At 72.4% G+C, this 17451-nt stretch carries 16 protein-coding genes; 8 read left to right on the top strand and 8 right to left on the bottom strand.

Features of this window, described 5'->3' with window-relative positions:
* Positions 1-84: 84 nt before the first annotated feature.
* A complete protein-coding gene (locus ACFVIM_RS08495; RefSeq protein WP_384299896.1) occupies positions 85-1995 on the top strand; it encodes an SIP domain-containing protein in 1911 nt (636 codons plus the stop codon).
* Positions 1996-2551: 556 nt separating this feature from the next.
* Here ACFVIM_RS08495 and ACFVIM_RS08490 read toward each other — a convergent pair.
* Positions 2552-3904 carry an XRE family transcriptional regulator gene (locus ACFVIM_RS08490; RefSeq protein ID WP_384299895.1) on the bottom strand — a complete coding sequence of 451 codons (1353 nt, stop codon included), beginning with the start codon at positions 3902-3904 and terminating at the stop codon, positions 2552-2554.
* A 257-nt stretch (positions 3905-4161) separates the two neighbouring features.
* Here ACFVIM_RS08490 and ACFVIM_RS08485 point away from each other — a divergent pair, with 257 nt between their 5' ends.
* From ACFVIM_RS08485 to ACFVIM_RS08460, 6 genes are all read left to right on the top strand, one after another.
* Positions 4162-4320 carry a hypothetical protein gene (locus ACFVIM_RS08485; protein WP_384299894.1) on the top strand — a complete coding sequence of 53 codons (159 nt, stop codon included), beginning with the start codon at positions 4162-4164 and terminating at the stop codon, positions 4318-4320.
* Positions 4321-4502: 182 nt separating this feature from the next.
* Complete coding sequence (locus tag ACFVIM_RS08480) at positions 4503-4688, top strand: hypothetical protein (RefSeq protein ID WP_384299893.1); 186 nt, start codon at positions 4503-4505, stop codon at positions 4686-4688.
* Positions 4689-4721: 33 nt separating this feature from the next.
* Entirely contained in the window at positions 4722-6263 is a 1542-nt protein-coding gene (locus tag ACFVIM_RS08475; protein ID WP_384299892.1) for an asparagine synthase-related protein, read from the top strand.
* Positions 6250-6552: a PqqD family peptide modification chaperone gene (locus ACFVIM_RS08470; RefSeq protein WP_384299891.1), complete on the top strand. Its 303-nt coding sequence runs from the start codon at positions 6250-6252 to the stop codon at positions 6550-6552. The genes ACFVIM_RS08475 and ACFVIM_RS08470 overlap by 14 nt, the downstream gene beginning before the upstream one ends.
* The gene (locus tag ACFVIM_RS08465) at positions 6549-6971 is read left to right on the top strand and encodes a lasso peptide biosynthesis B2 protein (RefSeq protein WP_384299890.1); all 423 of its coding nucleotides are present in this window, start codon (positions 6549-6551) and stop codon (positions 6969-6971) included. The genes ACFVIM_RS08470 and ACFVIM_RS08465 overlap by 4 nt, the downstream gene beginning before the upstream one ends.
* A 66-nt stretch (positions 6972-7037) precedes the next feature.
* Positions 7038-8069 (top strand): protein-L-isoaspartate O-methyltransferase, encoded by a 1032-nt coding sequence (locus tag ACFVIM_RS08460; RefSeq protein ID WP_384299889.1) that lies wholly within the window; start codon positions 7038-7040, stop codon positions 8067-8069.
* Here the strand turns inward: ACFVIM_RS08460 and ACFVIM_RS08455 are convergent.
* The 4 genes from ACFVIM_RS08455 to ACFVIM_RS08440 form a co-directional block, all read right to left on the bottom strand.
* Positions 7957-8916 carry a hypothetical protein gene (locus ACFVIM_RS08455; RefSeq protein WP_384299888.1) on the bottom strand — a complete coding sequence of 320 codons (960 nt, stop codon included), beginning with the start codon at positions 8914-8916 and terminating at the stop codon, positions 7957-7959. The two genes, ACFVIM_RS08460 and ACFVIM_RS08455, sit on opposite strands and share 113 nt — an antisense overlap.
* A gap of 283 nt (positions 8917-9199) precedes the next feature.
* The gene (locus tag ACFVIM_RS08450) at positions 9200-10699 is read right to left on the bottom strand and encodes a hypothetical protein (RefSeq protein WP_384299887.1); all 1500 of its coding nucleotides are present in this window, start codon (positions 10697-10699) and stop codon (positions 9200-9202) included.
* Positions 10684-11415: a hypothetical protein gene (locus ACFVIM_RS08445; RefSeq protein WP_384299886.1), complete on the bottom strand. Its 732-nt coding sequence runs from the start codon at positions 11413-11415 to the stop codon at positions 10684-10686. Before ACFVIM_RS08445 ends, ACFVIM_RS08450 begins: the two co-directional genes overlap by 16 nt.
* An 893-nt stretch (positions 11416-12308) precedes the next feature.
* On the bottom strand, positions 12309-12770 hold the full coding sequence (locus ACFVIM_RS08440; RefSeq protein WP_384299900.1) for a hypothetical protein: 462 nt from the start codon (positions 12768-12770) through the stop codon (positions 12309-12311).
* Here ACFVIM_RS08440 and ACFVIM_RS08435 point away from each other — a divergent pair.
* A complete protein-coding gene (locus tag ACFVIM_RS08435; protein ID WP_384299899.1) occupies positions 12759-13313 on the top strand; it encodes an amidohydrolase family protein in 555 nt (184 codons plus the stop codon). The genes ACFVIM_RS08440 and ACFVIM_RS08435 overlap by 12 nt on opposite strands.
* A 249-nt stretch (positions 13314-13562) precedes the next feature.
* Here the strand turns inward: ACFVIM_RS08435 and ACFVIM_RS08430 are convergent, their stop codons facing one another.
* From ACFVIM_RS08430 to metE, 3 genes are all read right to left on the bottom strand, one after another.
* On the bottom strand, positions 13563-13820 hold the full coding sequence (locus ACFVIM_RS08430) for a hypothetical protein (protein ID WP_384299885.1): 258 nt from the start codon (positions 13818-13820) through the stop codon (positions 13563-13565).
* A gap of 246 nt (positions 13821-14066) precedes the next feature.
* The gene (locus ACFVIM_RS08425) at positions 14067-14594 is read right to left on the bottom strand and encodes a DUF6584 family protein (protein WP_384299884.1); all 528 of its coding nucleotides are present in this window, start codon (positions 14592-14594) and stop codon (positions 14067-14069) included.
* Positions 14595-14957: 363 nt separating this feature from the next.
* Entirely contained in the window at positions 14958-17294 is a 2337-nt protein-coding gene (gene metE / locus ACFVIM_RS08420) for a 5-methyltetrahydropteroyltriglutamate--homocysteine S-methyltransferase (protein ID WP_384299883.1), read from the bottom strand.
* Positions 17295-17451 lie beyond the last annotated feature (157 nt).

Raw genomic sequence — 17451 nt, 5'->3', positions numbered from 1 at the left:
CGCCGTATCCGTACGGCGGGCGGGACGGCACCCGCGCGGCCCCGCCGCGCCCACCGAACCACGTACGACGAAGGAGTAGTCCCCATGCCTGCCCGCAACCCCCGTTCGGTCGTCACCTTCCCGATCGTGCTCCGGGAACTGACGGTCCTGCGCGCCGAGAACATCACCCCGGGGATGCGCCGGATCACCCTCGGCGGGGATCAGCTGCGGGCCTTCACCCGGGACGGGTTCGACCTGCCCGCGCTGCGTACCGACGGCTTCGACGACCATGTGAAGTTCTTCTTCGCCGACGAGGACGGGCACCTGGTGCTGCCCCGGCAGAACGTCAGCAGCCTGGACTGGCCCGTCGACGGGCGGCCCGTCGCCAAGGACTACACCCCGGTCCGGTTCGACCCCGGAGCCGGGGAGATCGACTTCGACTTCGTCCGGCACGAGGGCGGCGTCGCCTCCTCCTGGGCCGAGACCACCAACCCCGGCGACGCCGCCTGGATCGCCGGGCCCAAGATGTCCCACAGCCACCCCGAGGGCGCCGACTGGCTGCTGATCGCGGGGGACGAGACCGCGCTCCCCGCCATCGGCCGGTGGCTCGCCGAGATGCCCGCGTCCACCCGCGCCCGTGTGCTCATCGAGATCGGCGACGACAGCCACCGCCAGCCCCTGCCCACCCGCGCCGACGCCGACATCGTCTGGCTCTCCCGCGACGGCGCCCCCGCGGGCAGCACCGATCTGCTGGAACGGGCCGTACGCGACATGGAGTGGCTGCCCGGCACGGTCTACGCCTGGGTCGCGGGCGAGGCCCTCACCCTCAAGGGCATCCGCCGCCACCTCATCACCGAACGCCAGGTACCGCGCGAACACACCCACATCACCGGCTACTGGCGCCGCGCCCACCGGACCGAGCCCGCCACCACCGGTGACCCGTCCGCCGACACCGCCGCCATCGCCGCGGGCGCCGCCGATGACGACGCCGACGACGCGCACGAGCGGCTCCACGCGCTGACCGACCTCACCCCCGGCTACGCCATCCGCGCCGCCGTCACCCTCGGCGTGTTCGACCTGATCGACGGCGGGATACGGGACACCGACGGCCTCGCCGCCCGCACCGGGGCCGACCCCTCCACCCTCGCCGCGCTGCTCACGTATCTCGTCTCCATCGATCTGCTCTCCGTCGCCTCCGACGGCCCGGAGAACCCGGCTGCTCCCGGCGGTTACCGCCTCACGGCCGTCGGCGAGGAGCTGGTGGAGGACGACCACTCCGCCGACGAGTACCACCTCGACGGCGCGCAGGCCGCCTTCGACGCCTCCCTGAGCGGACTCATCCACACCTTGCGCACCGGCGCCGCCGGATACCGCACCCGCGACGGCGTCACCCTCACCGAGGCGATGGCCCACGCGCCCCGCCTCGCGGGCACGGCCCGAGCCGCCGTCGAGGAGGAGGCCCGCTGGATCGTCCCCGGCGTCGTCCGCGCCGCCGACTGGTCCACCGTCACCTCGCTGACCGCCTCCGGCCCCGGCTCGGCGGCCGTCGTCAACGGACTGGTGAAGGCGTTCCCCGGGCTCCGCGCCCGGATCGCCGCGCTGCCGTCGGTGCTGCGCACCCTTCAGGAGGAGATCCTCGACACGGACGTCCTGCCCGCCGTGGAACTGGTGCCGACAGCCGCCGGGATCCCCGCCGGAGCACGGACCCTGCTCCTCTCCCGCCAGCTGGAATGGCTCCCGGACGAGGACGCGGCGCGGACCCTGGCGGAGGCGTCCGCCGGCCTCGCCCCCGGTGGCGTCCTCCACCTCATCGAACAGCTCACCGCCGCCGACCCGGACGACATCGACGCCACCGTCCACCACCTCCGCCTCAAGTGCGCCTTCGGCTCGGGCCTGCGCGACGCCGACGCGGTGACGGCCCTGATCACCCGCGCGGGCCTCACCATCCACGCCACCTATGACATCGGCTGGGACCACCGTATGTGGACACTGTCACCGAACCCGTCCGCCAACTGACCCCCGGGGCCGGCCCCCTGGCCCCACCCGGCCTCGATCCGGCCCCGGCCCCCAGCACCCCACCCGGGCTGAAGGACATCGCCCGCCTCCCTGATCGGACCGACCCGGAGATCGGCCCACTCGACGGCGACGGTGTCGGCGAGCCGGTAGCGTGAGAGGGCGTCGACCCGTCGAGTACACGAGGACTGCGAGTACCGCATGCGACTGAAGGAAAACCCTGTTACCGACCGGTAGACCCCCAGGTCAGCAAGGGTCGCCCCCGCGCACGCGGGGATGGACCCCCGGGGCCTGCGGGCTGGACCCAGTCGTCGCCGTCGCCCCCGCGCGCGGATCCAGGAGGGTTGTCGGGTAGGTGATCTGTGCGGGGGCGCCCACCGATCAGCATGCCGAGGCTTATCCATTGCCCGGCTGCGGCGGCTTATTCGTTGACGTGCACTTTTTAACAGTGCGATTTGGGCAGGCCAGAGCGTGCGAGCGGCTAGCAGATACAGGGCAAGCGGTTGGCCAGCCGCGCGCCAGGGCCGACAGGGGGCAGGAGCCCGGCGGGGCGGGGAAGTCAGGCGGCCATCACGACGGCGACGCGTTCCCGGAAGTCCCGTACTGCCGGGACACGGAGGTGTCCGCTCATGGACGCCGCAAGGTCGCGGACATGGTCGGTGCTGCGGCCCGAGTTGAGCGTTTCGAGGAGGTTGAGGGCCTGCATGCCGGTGTCGCAGGCGGCGTCGACGGCTCCCTGCTGGTACTGGGAGGAGGCCATGCGGGAGAGGTAGAGGGCGTGCGTGCGAACGTAGCCGGGGCCGTACGCGGCGTCGGCCTCGGCGAACTTGGTCTGTGCTGCGGCGGGACGGCCGAGATCGAGCAGGCACGACCCGGTGAGCATGTCGATCTCGGACTTCTCCACCCAGTAAGCCCAGGCGGGGTCGTTGTCACGGCGTCCGGCACTGAGGTGGTCGAGGGCGTCGTTCAGCGCGCGGTAGCACGCGCGGGTGTCGCCTGCCTTGGCGAGGGCTCGGGCCTGACGGGCGGAGAGCATGGCGTCCACCACGGGGGTGCTGTGCCCGCGGACGGCGGCCTGGGCGGTGCGGATCATGGCATCGGCGTCGCGGGGGTTGCCGACCGAGTAGTGCTGAATCGAGGCGAAGGCGAGGACGTTAGCGCTCAGCAGGGCGTCGCCGCTGGTGCGGGCGGCCCGCATTGCGCTGCTGAAGTATCGCTGGGCCGTGGCGTGGCGGCCGGCGTCGAAGGCCATCCAGCCGCACATCCTGGCGAGGTCGGCAGCCTGCGCGTGGAGGCGGCAGCCCTGTTCGCCGGTGTAAGAGCCGTGGGCGAGGAGCTGGTGGACGAGGGAGAGGTGGGCTTCTGCCTCGGTGATCAGGTCCCCGCCGCCGTAGGTGTCGTCGTCGCGCTGGAGTTCGGTGATGCGGGCCGCGATGCGGTCGACCGTGAGGCCGCTGACGCGCCGCCCTGCCTGGGCGGTGGCGTGGGCGATGTCGGGGTGGGCGGTGAGCCAATTGTGCAGCATGGCGGTCAGGGTGACGCCGGAGACGATGATGAACTTGCGACGGTCCATGGGGCCGCTCCTCAGCACGTCGTCGAGTACGGCCACGGTACCGGCGGCCGTCCAGGGCTGACACAGCTCCGGCAGGTCAGGGCCGGGGAGCCAGTGGGGCCACGGCATCGCCCGACGGGTCCGCTCGTCCACGTCGAAGACGATCGCGATCAGGCCCTGCGTGGCCTCGTCCGGGGTCCGGCCGTGCTCCCAGCAGGAAACGGTCTTCTTCGTCGTGGCCACATTGATCCGCGCTCTCCGGCCGGCATCCCGAACCCGCTCCGCGAGGGCCTGCTGGGACAGGCCGAACAGTGCTCGGGCATGGACGAGCGGATGGTCGTTGTCCACATGACGGGACACGAGACCTCCTGGGCCGGGACGAACGGAATGCCGCGGAGTGTAGAAGCCCCGCAACGGGCCGGGAAAGAGCGCAAGGCCGTAAGCCGGTACGCCTCGGCAGGGGACAGCCGAGGGCTTGACAACGACCGGCGACGACCTCGCGGGGTCTTCGCCTGGCCGGGTCGGAAGGGGGATGTTGAAGGGGCACCCCGGTTCGAGGGTGTACCGCCAGGGTCGTGTCGCTCGCGGCGCGGCTCCTTTCCCACCAGGAGGCTGGTATGGAAAGCAAGCGCGAACCCGGCACCGCGTCCACCCCCGTCACTCCGCCGTCGGCCTACCAGCCGCCAGCCGTGCTGGACGCCGGCACCGTCGTCGGCGTGACGCTGGGCAAGAACACGTTCGACCGCGTGGACAACTCCCAGTACAAGGACAAGTGATCCAGTTCCGGGCCGGGTGAACACGGCCCGGCCCGGTCCCGGGCTCCGGTTCGTCGGCACTGGCCGACGGGCTGGAGCCCGTCTTCGTCCGACAGTCCAGAGAAGAGGAACGGATGCGGTGGAGTGCGGGGTGGCGAAGTACGTCGGGCGCTGTTGTCCAGCGGCCCAGAGGTGGCCAGGCCGTGCCGGGCACGGTCGGGGTGTGGACGGTCGGCTGGCCCTCCGACCGGATCCGGTCGGTCTCCGGGGAGAAGGCGACCCTCACCGTCATCGGCGAGTGCGGCGCCGGTGACGGTGAGCTGAAGGACGCGCTGAAGGACGTGCGGAACCACCGGTGGCGGGCGCTGACACGGTGGCCCGGGTCGTAGCTGACCGTCGCCGCCCACGGTTCGCTCACCGCCGTGATCGGTGACCTCTCCGGACAGCACCCGGTGTACTGGCGGCCCTTCGCGGACGGCGTGTGGTGGTCCACCGCCGCCACCCCGCTGGCCGCGCTGGACCGGACCGGTCCCGACGCGGTGGCCCTGGCCGCGCACCTCGCCCTCGCCCAGCCCGACACCCTGCATGGGAGCCTCTTCGGCACAGTGCGCCGGGTACCGACGGGGCAGGTACTGCTTCTCGATGACCGCGAGGCCCGCACGCGCGCGTACGAGCCCGTCGAGTACCCGCCAGTGGACATCGAGGACGGCGCCCACCATCTGGCCCGGGCGCTGATGCTGGCGGTCTCCGCCCGCCTGGACGAACACCGTGCCGTCAGCAGCGACCTCGCCGGTCTCGACTCCACCACCCTCGCCTGTCTGGCAGCCCAGCACCGGCCCGTGGCAGCCGTCACCTTCACCGACGACCGGATCGGCGACGACGACCTCGCCTACGCCCGCCGAACCGTCGCCGCCGTCCCCAGGATCACCCATCACCTGGCGACCGGCAGCGAGCACACCGTGATGTACGAGGGGCTTACCCACCCGCCCACCGATATGCCCACCGCCTACACCGTCACCGCCGCCATCAAGCGCGCCACCCTCGCACCCGTCGCCCCCGCCGGGCCGGGCGTGCACTTCATCGGAGAGGCCGGGGACGGCGTCCTGTCCGCGTCCTCCTGCTACCTGGCCGATCTGTGGCGCGCCGGCCCCCGCCGCCGCGCCTGGCAGCACACCGTCGCCCATGCCAGGGTCTCCACCCGCGCTCCCCTCACCGTGCTGCGCCGGACCCTGCCCGCGACCCGGGGCGGGCTCGCCGCCTCCTGGTACCGGACCGCTGCCCGCCTGCGCGATGCCCCGCGGCCGTGGATCCCGCAGGCGGAGCGGAAACTGACCTGGACCCCTCTGCTGGCCTGCGCGGACTGGATGGCTCCCGACCTCCGGTGCCTGCTCGCCGACGCCCTGGAGGAGCGTGCCACCCATCTGTCCGACGGCCCCGACCGGATCGCCACCTGGTGGGACCGGCAGGACCTGGCCCGGATCGGAACGGACCTGACCGGCTGGCGCACCCTGGCGGAGGCGGACCACGGCCCGTCCTTCGAGCTGACGGCGCCTTATCTCGACAACGAGGTCATCCGCGCCGCCCTGGCCGTGCCCGCCCACCAGCGCGGGGCACCCGACCGGTACAAGCCTCTGCTGAGCGCGGCCTTCCCCACCGGGCCGGTGCCCCGCTTCGTCCTGGACCGCGTCACGAAGGGCGGGTTCAACGGGATGTCGTACGCCGGGTTCCGCCGGAACGCGGCCACCCTGCGGACCCTCCTCGGCCCGGGCTCCCGATCGGCCGACTTGGGGCTGATCACCCCTGCCCCGGTCCGCGAGCAACTGGACCGGGCCGTGGCCGGGCAGCCGACCGCCCAAGGCGCCCTCCACCTCGCCGTCTCCGCCGAGGTATGGCTCCGCCAGTTGTCCATGTCCACCGGCACCTGGTGGACGGAGAAAGGAGCAGCCAACCGTGCGACTGCGTGAACACGCCCATCCGGTCCTCACCGACGAAGGGGGCGCCATCCTGGACGAGCGCTCCGGCCGCTGGACCCACCTCACCCCGACCGCCGCAGCGGCCCTTCTGGTCCTGTGCGCATCGTCCACTCATGAGCAGGCCGTCGGGCAGTACGCCGCCCGCTACCCGATCACCCCCGGACAGGCCGACACCGACATCACCGCCGTCACCATCGCGCTCGCCGCCGCCGGTCTCGCCGGAACCGGTGGACCGTGCGCCTCCGCCAACCGCCGCACCCGGCGGAGGTGGTGGCGGTGACCACCATCGAGGCGTACTCCACCACCCGAACCGGTACCCCGATCGAACGCGCCGCCGCCCGCCTCGGCCTCGCCGCCGCCGTGCTGTTGCTGCGCCTACCGTTCCGGCACACCGTCCGCGCCGCCCGGCTCGCGCGGCGCCTCGGTCGCCGACCTCTCTTTCCGGGCCAGGGACAGACTCTGGTGGAAGCTGTGCGGCACAGCGGCCGTAACTGGCCCGTCAGAATCGCCTGTCTCGAAACCTCCCTCGGAGCCGTACTGGCCGCCGCCCTGCTCGGTTACGAGCTGACCTGGCACCTCGGCGCCCGCTTCGTCCCGCCGCCGACCGAGTACCACGCCTGGGCCGAAGTCCCCGGGCACGGCCCCGTCGGCGAATACACCGAGGCCGGCTGGTACCACCACACCGCTCTGCACATCTGACCGTGTCCTTCACCCGGCCGGAGCAGTTGAGCAGCCCGTTAGACCTTCACCCGCAGGAGTGAACGCGTGAACCTGATCGCCCCACCGGCACCCGCCATCGCCCAAGCCGCCGACGCCGTCCCCGAGCGCTCCTACACCCACCACGAAGCCCGCGGCGAGACCACCCAGCGCTCCAACCCCGCCGTCATCCACCGCGAACTCACCAACCTCCACGTGCCCGAGGGCGGTCGCGTCCTGGAGATCGGCACCGGGTCCGGCTACTCCGGTGCCCTGCTCGCCCGCCTCACCGGCCCCACCGGGTCGGTCACCAGCATCGACATCGACCCTTACCTCGCACGCTGGGCCAACCTCATCCACCGGGAACACGGCCTCGACCATGTCCGCTGCCACCCGGGCGACGGCACCCGCGGACACGCCGCCGGGGCCCCATACGACCGCGTGGTCGCCTGGTGCACCCCACCGCTGCTCCCGCGCACGTGGGTGGAGCAGACCGCGGACGGAGGGCTGATCGTCACGCCCCTGCCCATCGCACCGGTCCCCAAGCTGACCGTCGTCGCCGCGATCCGTGTCACCGGCGGCCGGCCCCACGTCGAGGAGATCCACCACGGAGGCTACGTCGAGACCAGCACCAGCGGGACCGACACCGACTCCGATGTCCCTCTGCGCTGGGTGGACTGGGAGCATCGCCACCCGGAGAGCGCCTGGATCTCCCTGGCCTGGCGTGACCGGGACGACTGGCAGAACACCGGTGCCCGTACCGCCCTCCAGCTCCTACGGGAGGCCACCCATCGGGAACCGTACGGCGGAGAACCGATCGACTGGGCCTCGTGGCGCACCTTCGCCGCTTCCACCGGCGACCCGCATCTGACCATGGCGAGCCTTACTCCGGACGCTCTGGCCCTGGGGCACACCACACCCTCGTCGGCCGCGGTCGTCCAGGACGACGGCACGATCATCGCCGCCGCCTCTGACTCCCGGTCCCTGGTCACGCTTCAGACCTGGCTGGCCCGATGGGAGAGCGCCGGGCGGCCGGCGCCCGAGCGGTACACCCCGGACCTCGCGCCGTGCGGCAGCGGCTGGGCCCTGACCGTGTCCTGAGTCCGCACGCGGACGGGAGGATGCCCTGGCGCCTACTGGCGGCCAGGGCATCCGTGCTTCTATCGCCGTCCAGCGTGCCGCGGCCCCTCTGGGTGAGGGCCAGGGTCCGCAGGGCGGTGCCGACATGCCGTGGTGCGCCCCAGTCCTCAGCGTGACGCAGGTGTTCGGCGGCCAGTTCACGGGCCTGCTCATGGTGTCCCAGCCGGGTCAGGGCCAGCGCGGCGCCGCGGCGCCATGGCTGTCCGACCGGATTGACGAACACCCTGCGGGCCATGCGCTCCCCGAGTGTCGTGTCGTCGGCGAGGGCCTGTTCCCAGCGGCCGTAGCCGTAGTGGTGGCGCGCACGGACACACAGGACCTCGTCCCAGGTCCATATGGCGGTGTCGGGCGGAGGGCCGAGGATGTCCAGCTGCCGCCGGGCCAGGTCCGGCCGCCCCAGTTCGTACCAGGCGTCGGCGACCATCGCCCGGAAGTACGGGAGCTGGACCGTTGTGTCGCGGGCGGAGTCCAGCAGGGGCGTGATCTCCGCGATGACCTGCTGGAAGCGGCCTTCCTTGCGCTCCCTGTGCGCGTGGGTGGCGACGAGCAGCTGATGTACGTGGTTGGTGAGGTCGGGCGCCCCGTCGACACCGACGGGCTGGATGCCGAGCAGTTCACGGTCGATCAGGGTCCGGGCCTCGTCGTGCTGGTCCGCCCACTCCAGCAGTACCGCCGCCACGGTGGTGAACCCGGCCCGCAGCCGCGGGTCGACGGCGCGGCGCAGCCGGTCACTGACGCGTTCGACGGCGGTCTGGACGTCCAGTTGGCCGATCCCGCCCTCGTAGAGGGTGAGCAGGACACAGACCATCGGCTCCATGGTGGGGGGTACGGCGTCCTTGAGGAGGCGCAGGTCCCGGGCCGGCCACTGAGGCCCGTACGGGTGCGTCCGCGCCGTCCGCCGCGGTTCCCTACGCCGCGGCGGACACCCCTCCCGGACGCTCCAGCGGGGAGGTTGCCCGTCCCCTTGTCCCTCACATCGGCCGCCATGCCGCCGTGGGCTTGGACCGCAGCCGCCCGGCACCTGCCGGTGCGACGCGGCGCACCCGGTGGGGTGGGGGAGTCCGGGCGCGTGGGGAGGGCCCGGGGCGCGGTCATCCGCGGGGACCTCCCTCGTGTGTCTCGCGGTACTCCCGGGTGGCCCCGGGCGGAGACCGGACCGGCGCCGCCGCGAGGCGGAACGGCTCGCCGTTGTTGGAGACGGTGAACTCCTGGACCTCTCCCGCAGGAGTGGTCACCCTCACCTCGATGGTGAACGTATAGGTGGCCCGCCCGGCCCCGATGGAACCGTGCACGCTCGTGACGAAGCGTCCTTCCCCGATGGCGTAGAGGTTCAGCGTTTCGTCGACGGCGAACGGCATCGTCCGTCCGACGGCGTCCTGTACCTTCCAGCCGGGGTCGTACTTCAGCGAGCCGCTCGGGAACGGTCCGAGGGCGTGCATGGTGTCCAGATACGCGGAACGGTCCGCCACGAGGGACTCAAGGCGGTCCTCCGCCCGGTCCGGTGGGTTCCAGGAGGGACCCGCACAGGCGTAGTGGTGACGGGGCCGCCGGGGCACCCGCACCTCATGCACCCGGATCGCGGCGTCGAGTGTCACGGTGTCGACGGGGGCGGCGATGCGCAGTTCGAGCACGGCGCTTCCGGCCGGGGTGGCCCCCCGAGCCACCAGGGCCCGCGCCATCCGGCCGCAGGCCACCCCGGCCACGTCGAGGTTGCCGCCGATCAGGGCCGCCGCGTCCACCTCGCGTTCCATCTCCATCAGCCACCGCTCGCCCGGGGCGTAAAGGCTCGGGGAGAGGGCCGCGCCCCGGACGGCGATCCCGTTCCGCACCCCCGGGTCGCCGTGTGCCCGGGAGAGCGGTACCGGCGTTCCGGTGAGGTCGTCGTCGACCGGTGTGGCCAGGGGACGGACCGGCGGGGCGATCCGGAAGGGCCTGCCGTCGTCGTCGATGCGTACGGTACGTACCCGGTCGTCCACGACGGCCTTGAGTTCGACCCACCACTCGCACCGGCATGTCCGGGTCTCCACGTGCAGAACGCCTGTCGCGACACCTGACGGCCGAACCGCCCGCAGCACCTGTTTGAGGCGTGGCCCGCCGTCCAGGTTGAAGGTGTCCTGTCGGGGGGTGGTCTCCCCATGGGCGCCGACCCGTCCGGCACAGCCGACGTCATCGCCGCGCGGGGCGCCGATGGTCTCTCCCCGTACCACCTTGATCTGCTGGATGACGACCCCGGATCCGGCGGGCGCGGTCACGGCGTAGGAGACGGAGGCGGTTCCCCGCGGTACCGCCCGCTGCCGCACGGCCCAGTCGAAGAGGGGGCCGCAGCCCCGGGCGAGGTCCAGCGATCCCGCGGGCGCGGTGGTGCCGGCGCGCGGGGTGGTGGCGGTCCATGTTCCCTGCGGGAGGGGCTTGGCGACGGCCCCGACGGACGCGCCCCCGGTGGACCGCCGCCCGAGCGCGTCCACCGCCAGGGTGGTGCAGAAGACCGCGGCCACCGTCGTGATCACGACGGTGAGGAAGGCCGCGCGGTGAGTGAACCCCCGCCGTCCGGCGCTGGTGGTGGCGCGGTTCCCGGTCACGTCGGTGTCCATGCGTTGAGCTGCGGGTTGCACACATAGTCCCGGGAGGTCTCGGGGGGTATCGGAGCGAGGGTGAACGACCGTCCCGCGTCATCCGCGACGACGGTCTTCTTCCGGCCGCCCTGCTGGTACTCGATCTCGAAGACGAAGTCATACGCCTTGGCGCCGGCCGTGACCTCGATGTCGAAGAGTCCGGGGTCGTCCTGCTTGGCCAGTTGGTACCGCTGGACGGGGTAGCGGCCGAGGACGTCGCCGTTCTCGTCGACCTCGCTGGCGGGCGTCCGTGGCTGGGCGAGGCTGAGCTTCACCCGGCTCGGTTCACCGGACCCCTGGGGTCCGCAGCGGAAGGTGGGTCCGGCGGGGATGGGGCGCTCGCGCACCACCCGGGCCCGTACCGACGTCACGACCGCGGGCGCTTTGGAGAAGTTGACGAGGATGAGGCGGACCCGCAGGTAGCCGGCGTGCACTCCGCCCCTGGCGATCATGCTGTCCATGCTGCTGCTGCCGCCGGGAGCGTTGAAGCCCAGGTTGGTCCGCTTCCCTTCGGACGCGTCCGCGCGGACCGTCCGGTGGTCCCGGCTGAGGTCCCACCACATCTCCGCCTGGGCGCTGACGCCCGGGGTGCCCGGTGCGGCCCCGCTGCTCGACCAGACGTCCAGGTAGAGGGCGAGTACCGCCGCGACGACGGCGCTGACGAGGATCCCTGTCAGCGCCGTGACCGTGGCCACGGCCCGCACTCTGATCCTGTGGACGGTCCCCCGCGGACCGGCGCCGGAGTCGTCACCACCATCCGTGTCACCGGCGGTGTCGCCGTCGGGCCGCGGCGCTGGTACGGGTACGGGCGTATCGGGCCGAGTCGGAGGGGCCGGTTCCGGGACAGGTCCTTCCGGAGGGATGGCGGGTGTCGGTCCGGGTCCCGGACCGGGCGGCGCGCCGGTTCCCGGATCCGCCGGTGTGTCGGGACGCTGTCCCCGCTCGGCCATCCTGTGCCCCCGTACAAGATCGTCCGTGTATATGCAGAATGTGCCGTGAATTATGGCGACCAGTCGCATCCAGGGCAACGGCCCGCACCTCGCCGCGGTACGGATTCGGCTTCGACGCGAAGCGCCGGACCGGCGCGGTGTCACCGAGCTGGCTGTGCGGCGGTGCCATCCGGCGCGAACGGGGCTCGGGCACGGAGTTCGGCGACACGGCGACGCGCCTCCGTCTCGGCTCCGAGCCGCCCGACACCGAGCGTCTCGCCGACCGCGACCGTCCGGCCGGTGCCGACGACCGTCTCACCGGCCGGGCGGCGCTGACACCCGGGGACGACGTGAGCCGACACCACGGGGCCGCGCCCGGCCCCGGCCGCGTCCCGGTGCCGGACCAGGCGCCGTGTGAAGCCCGGCCCCGGCCGCGACCACTGAAGTCCGCGTACCGTCTCATCAGCCGTGCCCGCCGCTCCATATGCGGTACCGCGCCCGGGTCGACCCTCCTCCCGGCCAGGAGCCCGTCAGCCCATACCCGTCAGGTCACCTCGGTCAGGTGACGTGGGTCAGGTCATGTCGGTCAGGTCCGACAGATCCAAGCCCCTCCAAGCCTCCTCCGCATCCCCTCCGCGCGTCTCGCCCGGTGTGCCCTGTCACCGATCCACGACCGCACGGCCTGACGGAATCCGCCGGGCGGAAGGTGCGCGACCCTCCGGACCGGGCGCCGGTGATGCGCGGTGACCCGGCCCGACTCCGGAGAGCTTGCCGGGATGGGTGACGGAGAAGACGGAGACGATACGGTCACCGCCGGGAGCGAGGTCGACGACGAGGGCGGCCAGGGGACCGTCCTCGGCGAAGAGCAACGCGCAAGAATCCTGCGCCACCCGCCGGTACTTGAGAACCAGCCCTTCCGAGGGCAGCGCGCGGGCGACCGCCATGAACACCGCGGCGACCCGGTCCCGCCCGTGCACCGGCCGGAGACTGACCGCCGGACCGACGCCACCGCCGTCGGTCCAGAGCGTCACATCCGGAGCCAGTACCTCCATCAGCGCCCGGAGGTCGCCACCGCGCTCACGGCGGCCGCCCATGATGCCGGCATCCGCGTGGTGGCGCATGCGATCACCGCCGCGGAGACCGCTGTCGCGCTCGACGCGGGCGTCGACGGTCTCACCCATGTGTGGGTCGACCGCGAACCCGGCGACCCCATGTCACGACGGCTGGCCAAGCGCGTCCGCGACCAGGGAGCCTTCGTCGTCACCACACTCGCGTACTTCGAGGCGATCACCGCCGGGCGTCCCCCGGCCGGAGGCTGTGGACACCGGGGGGAGTACGCCCACGCCGTCGGGGCGCTGCGGGCGCTGCACCGCGCCGGTGTGCCGCTCCTCGCCGGGACCGACGCCACCCCCTTCGCCCCCGCCCACGGCAGCGGTCTCCACCGCGAACTCCGGCTGCTCACCGAGGCGGGCCTGGACGCCGAGGAGGCGCTCGCCGCCGCGACGAGCGTTCCGGCCCACCGCTTCGGCCTGGCCGACCGGGGGCGCGTCGCCGTCGGCCGACGTGCGGATCTGCTGCTGGTCGACGGAGATCCCACCACGGACATCGGCGCCGTCGCCGCCATCACCGCGATCTGGCGGCGCGGGGTCCGTCTGACCCGCTGACCGCGTCCGTGACCGCTGCCCTCGCCGTACGACCCCCGCCCGCTGCAACTCCTCGTCCGTACGCCACCTCACCCGGAGTTCCCACGGGACGGCCGGGAGGTGACATCACCGTCCGGGGCACCGGCGGCGGGACTTCCGGCCGGGAACACCTCCGCCCTGGTTCCGCTCGGGCCGACGGCGATCATCACGAGCCGGATGCGCGCACCCTGGTCACCGGGGTGCGCCGCCAGCCGACGACGAGGTCGCCGGTCATGGCCGCCTCCTCGCGCCCGCGTAGGTGGCCCAGAGCCGGTCGAAGATGGGGCGTACGATCCGCCGCTGCTCGGTGGTCAGGACGACATCCTCCTCCGCCAGCCGGTCCAGGAACTCCCCCCAGACCAGCCCGGCATCGTCGAAGGGCATCCCCTCGTCGTGCTTCCAGGTGTCGAAGGACAGGTCGATTCCCTCGAACCAGCCTTCTTCACCCACGCCATCGGTCCACGGGTACATCGGGAGCGTTGTCGTCATGAGGGGAACCTACTGTGCCGCACTGACACCGTGTGACCGCCACCGCCAGCGACGCCATCCCGGCGGCCCGTGCCCCGGCGGGCGGCCGCCGGGGCCGCCGACTCGGCTCCCGCCCCCGCGTCCTGAGCGGCGGCGTCCCCCGTGGTCCGCTCGGCAGTGCCCTACGCGGTCGGTGACCGGAAGCGGACGAGTGCCGCGCCGCCGGACCTCGCGCCATGCTCGCCGCCGACCTCGGTGTGGACCCGGTCAGCCGAAGAGCGCGAAGAGGCCGTTCATCCAGATCGCGCTGGCCGCGAGGACCACCACCAGGCAGCCGACGGCCGCCAGCACATCACTGACCGTCCACGGCCCGGCGGGCGGCTCGCCCTCCTCCTCCAGGCTCCCCCGGTAGGAGTCGGGATCGTCCCAGTCGACCGGGTGCCCCAACTCCTCGGCGCAGGCGGTCCGCACCGTGACCAGCTGTCCCTCAGCGAACGCGGTGGTGGCCGCCGCCTCAGGCCCACGCCAGGCCAGCGCCTTCATCCGGCACCCGGGAGACCCGTACCGCGCCTCGAAGGCGGCGGTCTCACGGCCGTCACGGTCCTCCTCCAGATACATCCAGCGTCCGGCCTCGGCGGCGTCGCCGTAGAGCCGGTACACCTCGGCGAGCCGCCGACGGACCATCAGATCATGCGGGAAGGACGAGACGAGCCCGCGCAGCCGCTGCCGCGCGAGGGGAACCCGGCCGGCGGCCAGATCGGTGTCGACCCGGGCAAGGGTCTCTCTCAGGGACATGAACGCATGATCCAGTAGCGAACTGGCTTACGTCGACACGGTTTCGGCTCACCGCGCCTCAACAGCGTCAGCTCGCGGACTGGTCCACTCCGTGTGTACGGAGGAGCCGTCAGCGTCTCCGGAGCAGGGTCGCCCGGGACGGGAGAGCGGTCACGCCGGTAGATGAGAAGATGTCAAGCCGCCGACGACGGGAGGACCGTGAAGCCCCGAACGCAAGTGAAGCAAAATCGCATTACTCGCCGGTAGGACCGCAGGTCAGCAAGTGTCGAACCCGCAGGCGCGGGAGATGACCCACCCGAGCCGCGCCGTTCATGGCCCGGCCGGGGCGCCCGGTGGGTGCCCCGGCCGAGGGGTGGTGGGAGGTCAGGAGGCGGGCAGTTCGTTTCGTACGGTACGGGCGGCCGTCACCAGGTTCTCCAGTGAGGCGCGGGTCTCGGGCCAGCCGCGGGTCTTGAGGCCGCAGTCGGGGTTGACCCAGAGGCGTTCGGCCGGAATGGCCTTCAGGCCGGTGCGGAGGAGGCGGGCGGCCTCGTCGGTGGAGGGGACGCGGGGGGAGTGGATGTCCCAGACGCCGGGTCCGGCCTCGCGCGGGTAGCCATGGGTGGCCAGTTCGTACGCGACCTGCATATGGGAGCGGGCGGCCTCCAGGCTGATGACGTCGGCGTCGAGGTCGTCGATGGCCTGGACGATGTCGCCGAACTCGGCGTAGCACATGTGGGTGTGGATCTGGGTGTCCGGCCGCACTCCGCTGGTCGTGAGGCGGAAGGCTTCCGTGGCCCAGGCGAGGTAGTCGGCGTGGTCGGCGGTGCGCAGCGGCAGGGTCTCGCGCAGCGCCGGTTCGTCGACCTGGATGACGGAGGTCCCGGCGGCCTCCAGGTCGTCGACCTCGTCGCGCAGGGCCAGGGCGACTTGGCGGGCGGTGTCGCCGAGGGGCTGGTCGTCGCGGACGAAGGACCAGGCGAGCATGGTGACCGGGCCGGTGAGCATGCCCTTGACCGGCTTGTCGGTGAGCGACTGGGCGTGGGAGGTCCAGCGGACGGTCATCGGTTCGGGGCGGGAGATGTCCCCGGCGAGGACCGGCGGGCGGACATAGCGGGTGCCGTAGGACTGGACCCAGCCGTGTCGGGTGGCGAGATAGCCGGTGAGCTGTTCGGCGAAGTACTGCACCATGTCGTTGCGTTCGGGCTCGCCGTGGACGAGGACATCGACGCCGGTCTTCTCCTGGAACGAGATCACCTCGGCGATCTCGGCCCGGATGCGTTCCTCGTACCCGGCGGAGTCGATTCGTCCGGCCCGCAGATCGGCGCGGGCGACGCGCAACTCGTCGGTCTGGGGGAAGGAGCCGATGGTGGTGGTCGGCAGCAGCGGCAGGCCGAGGCGTTCCCGCTGGGCGACCGTCCGCTGCCCGTAGGGCTGGGAACGGCGGGCGTCGGCGTCGGTCACGGCCCCGGCGCGGGCCCGGACGGCCGGGTCGCGGGTGATGGGGGACGCGGCACGCGAGGCGAGGGCGGCCCGGTTGGCGGAGAGTTCGCCCTCGATGGCGGCGGTGCCCCGGCTCAGCCCCTTGGCGAGGGTGGCGATCTCCGCTGTCTTCTGGCGGGCGAAGGCGAGCCAGCGCAGGATCTGCGGGTCGATGTCCCGCTCCAGCGCGGCGTCGAGCGGGACGTGCAGCAGCGAGGAGGAGGCCGCGACGTCCACCCGGTCCGCGAGGCCGAGGAGGGTCCCCAGGGTGCCGAGGGACTTGGCGAGGTCGTTGATCCAGATATTGCGGCCGTTGACCACTCCGGCGACCAGGCGCTTGCCGGGGAGTCCGCCGACGGCGGCGAGATCGTCGAGGTTGGCGGCGGCGGACTCGGTGAAATCGAGTGCGAGGCCGTCGACGGGTGACTTGGCGAGGACGGGCAGGGCCGCGCCGAGGCGGCCGAAGTAGGAGGCGACCAGCAGTTTCGGACGGTCGGTCAGGGCGCCGAGGTCACGGTAGGCGCGGGCGGTGGCGTTCAGCTCGGCCGGGGTGCGGTCCTGGACCAGGGCGGGCTCGTCCAGCTGTACCCACTCGGCGCCCGCCGCCTTCAGCGCGGTGAGGGTCCGCGCGTAGACGGGGAGGAGGCGGTCCAGGAGGGTGAGGGGGTCGAAGTCCGCCGCCACGCCCGGCGCGGGCTTCGCGAGCAGGAGGTAGGTCACCGGGCCGACGAGCACCGGGCGGGCGGTGAGCCCCATTGCCCGCGCCTCGGTCAGCTGGCTGATCTGCTGGGCCGGGTCGGCGGTGAAGACGGTGTCGGGGCCCAGTTCGGGCACCAGATAGTGGTAGTTGGTGTCGAACCACTTGGTCATCTCCAGCGGCGCCACCTCCTGGGTGCCGCGCGCCATGGCGAAGTACCCGTCGAGCGGGTCGGTGGCGACCGCCGAGCGGTGCCGTTCCGGGATGGCGCCGACCAGCACGGTGGTGTCGAGCACATGGTCGTAGTACGAGAAGTCACCGGTGGGGACCTCGTCGATCCCGGCGTCGGCCAGTTCCCGCCAGTTGCGCCGGCGCAGCTCGGCGGCGGTGGCGCGGAGGGCGTCGGCGGTGACACGGCCCTTCCAGTAGCCCTCGATCGCCTTCTTCAGCTCCCTGGCCTGACCCTGGCGGGGGTAGCCGTACACGGTGGCGCGTGCCGCCGCGGTCGCGGACTTCGGTGTCGTCGTCGACTTCGGTGTCACGGAGATCTCCTTCGCGAGATGAATCCCTGAGAACCCGGTGACGGGACGAGGACGCGAAGGGGTGACGAACCGGACGGACACGATCGCGCGGTGCGGCGCGGTCGTCCGTCTGCTGTCCGTGCCGACCCGCCCACGAGGTCACCGGATGTCCGTACAC

This window comes from Streptomyces sp. NPDC057638 (assembly GCF_042800315.1).
Classification (GTDB): domain Bacteria; phylum Actinomycetota; class Actinomycetes; order Streptomycetales; family Streptomycetaceae; genus Streptomyces.
The sequence above is the reverse complement of the archived record's forward strand: the minus strand, read 5'-3'. Positions and strand labels throughout refer to the sequence as shown.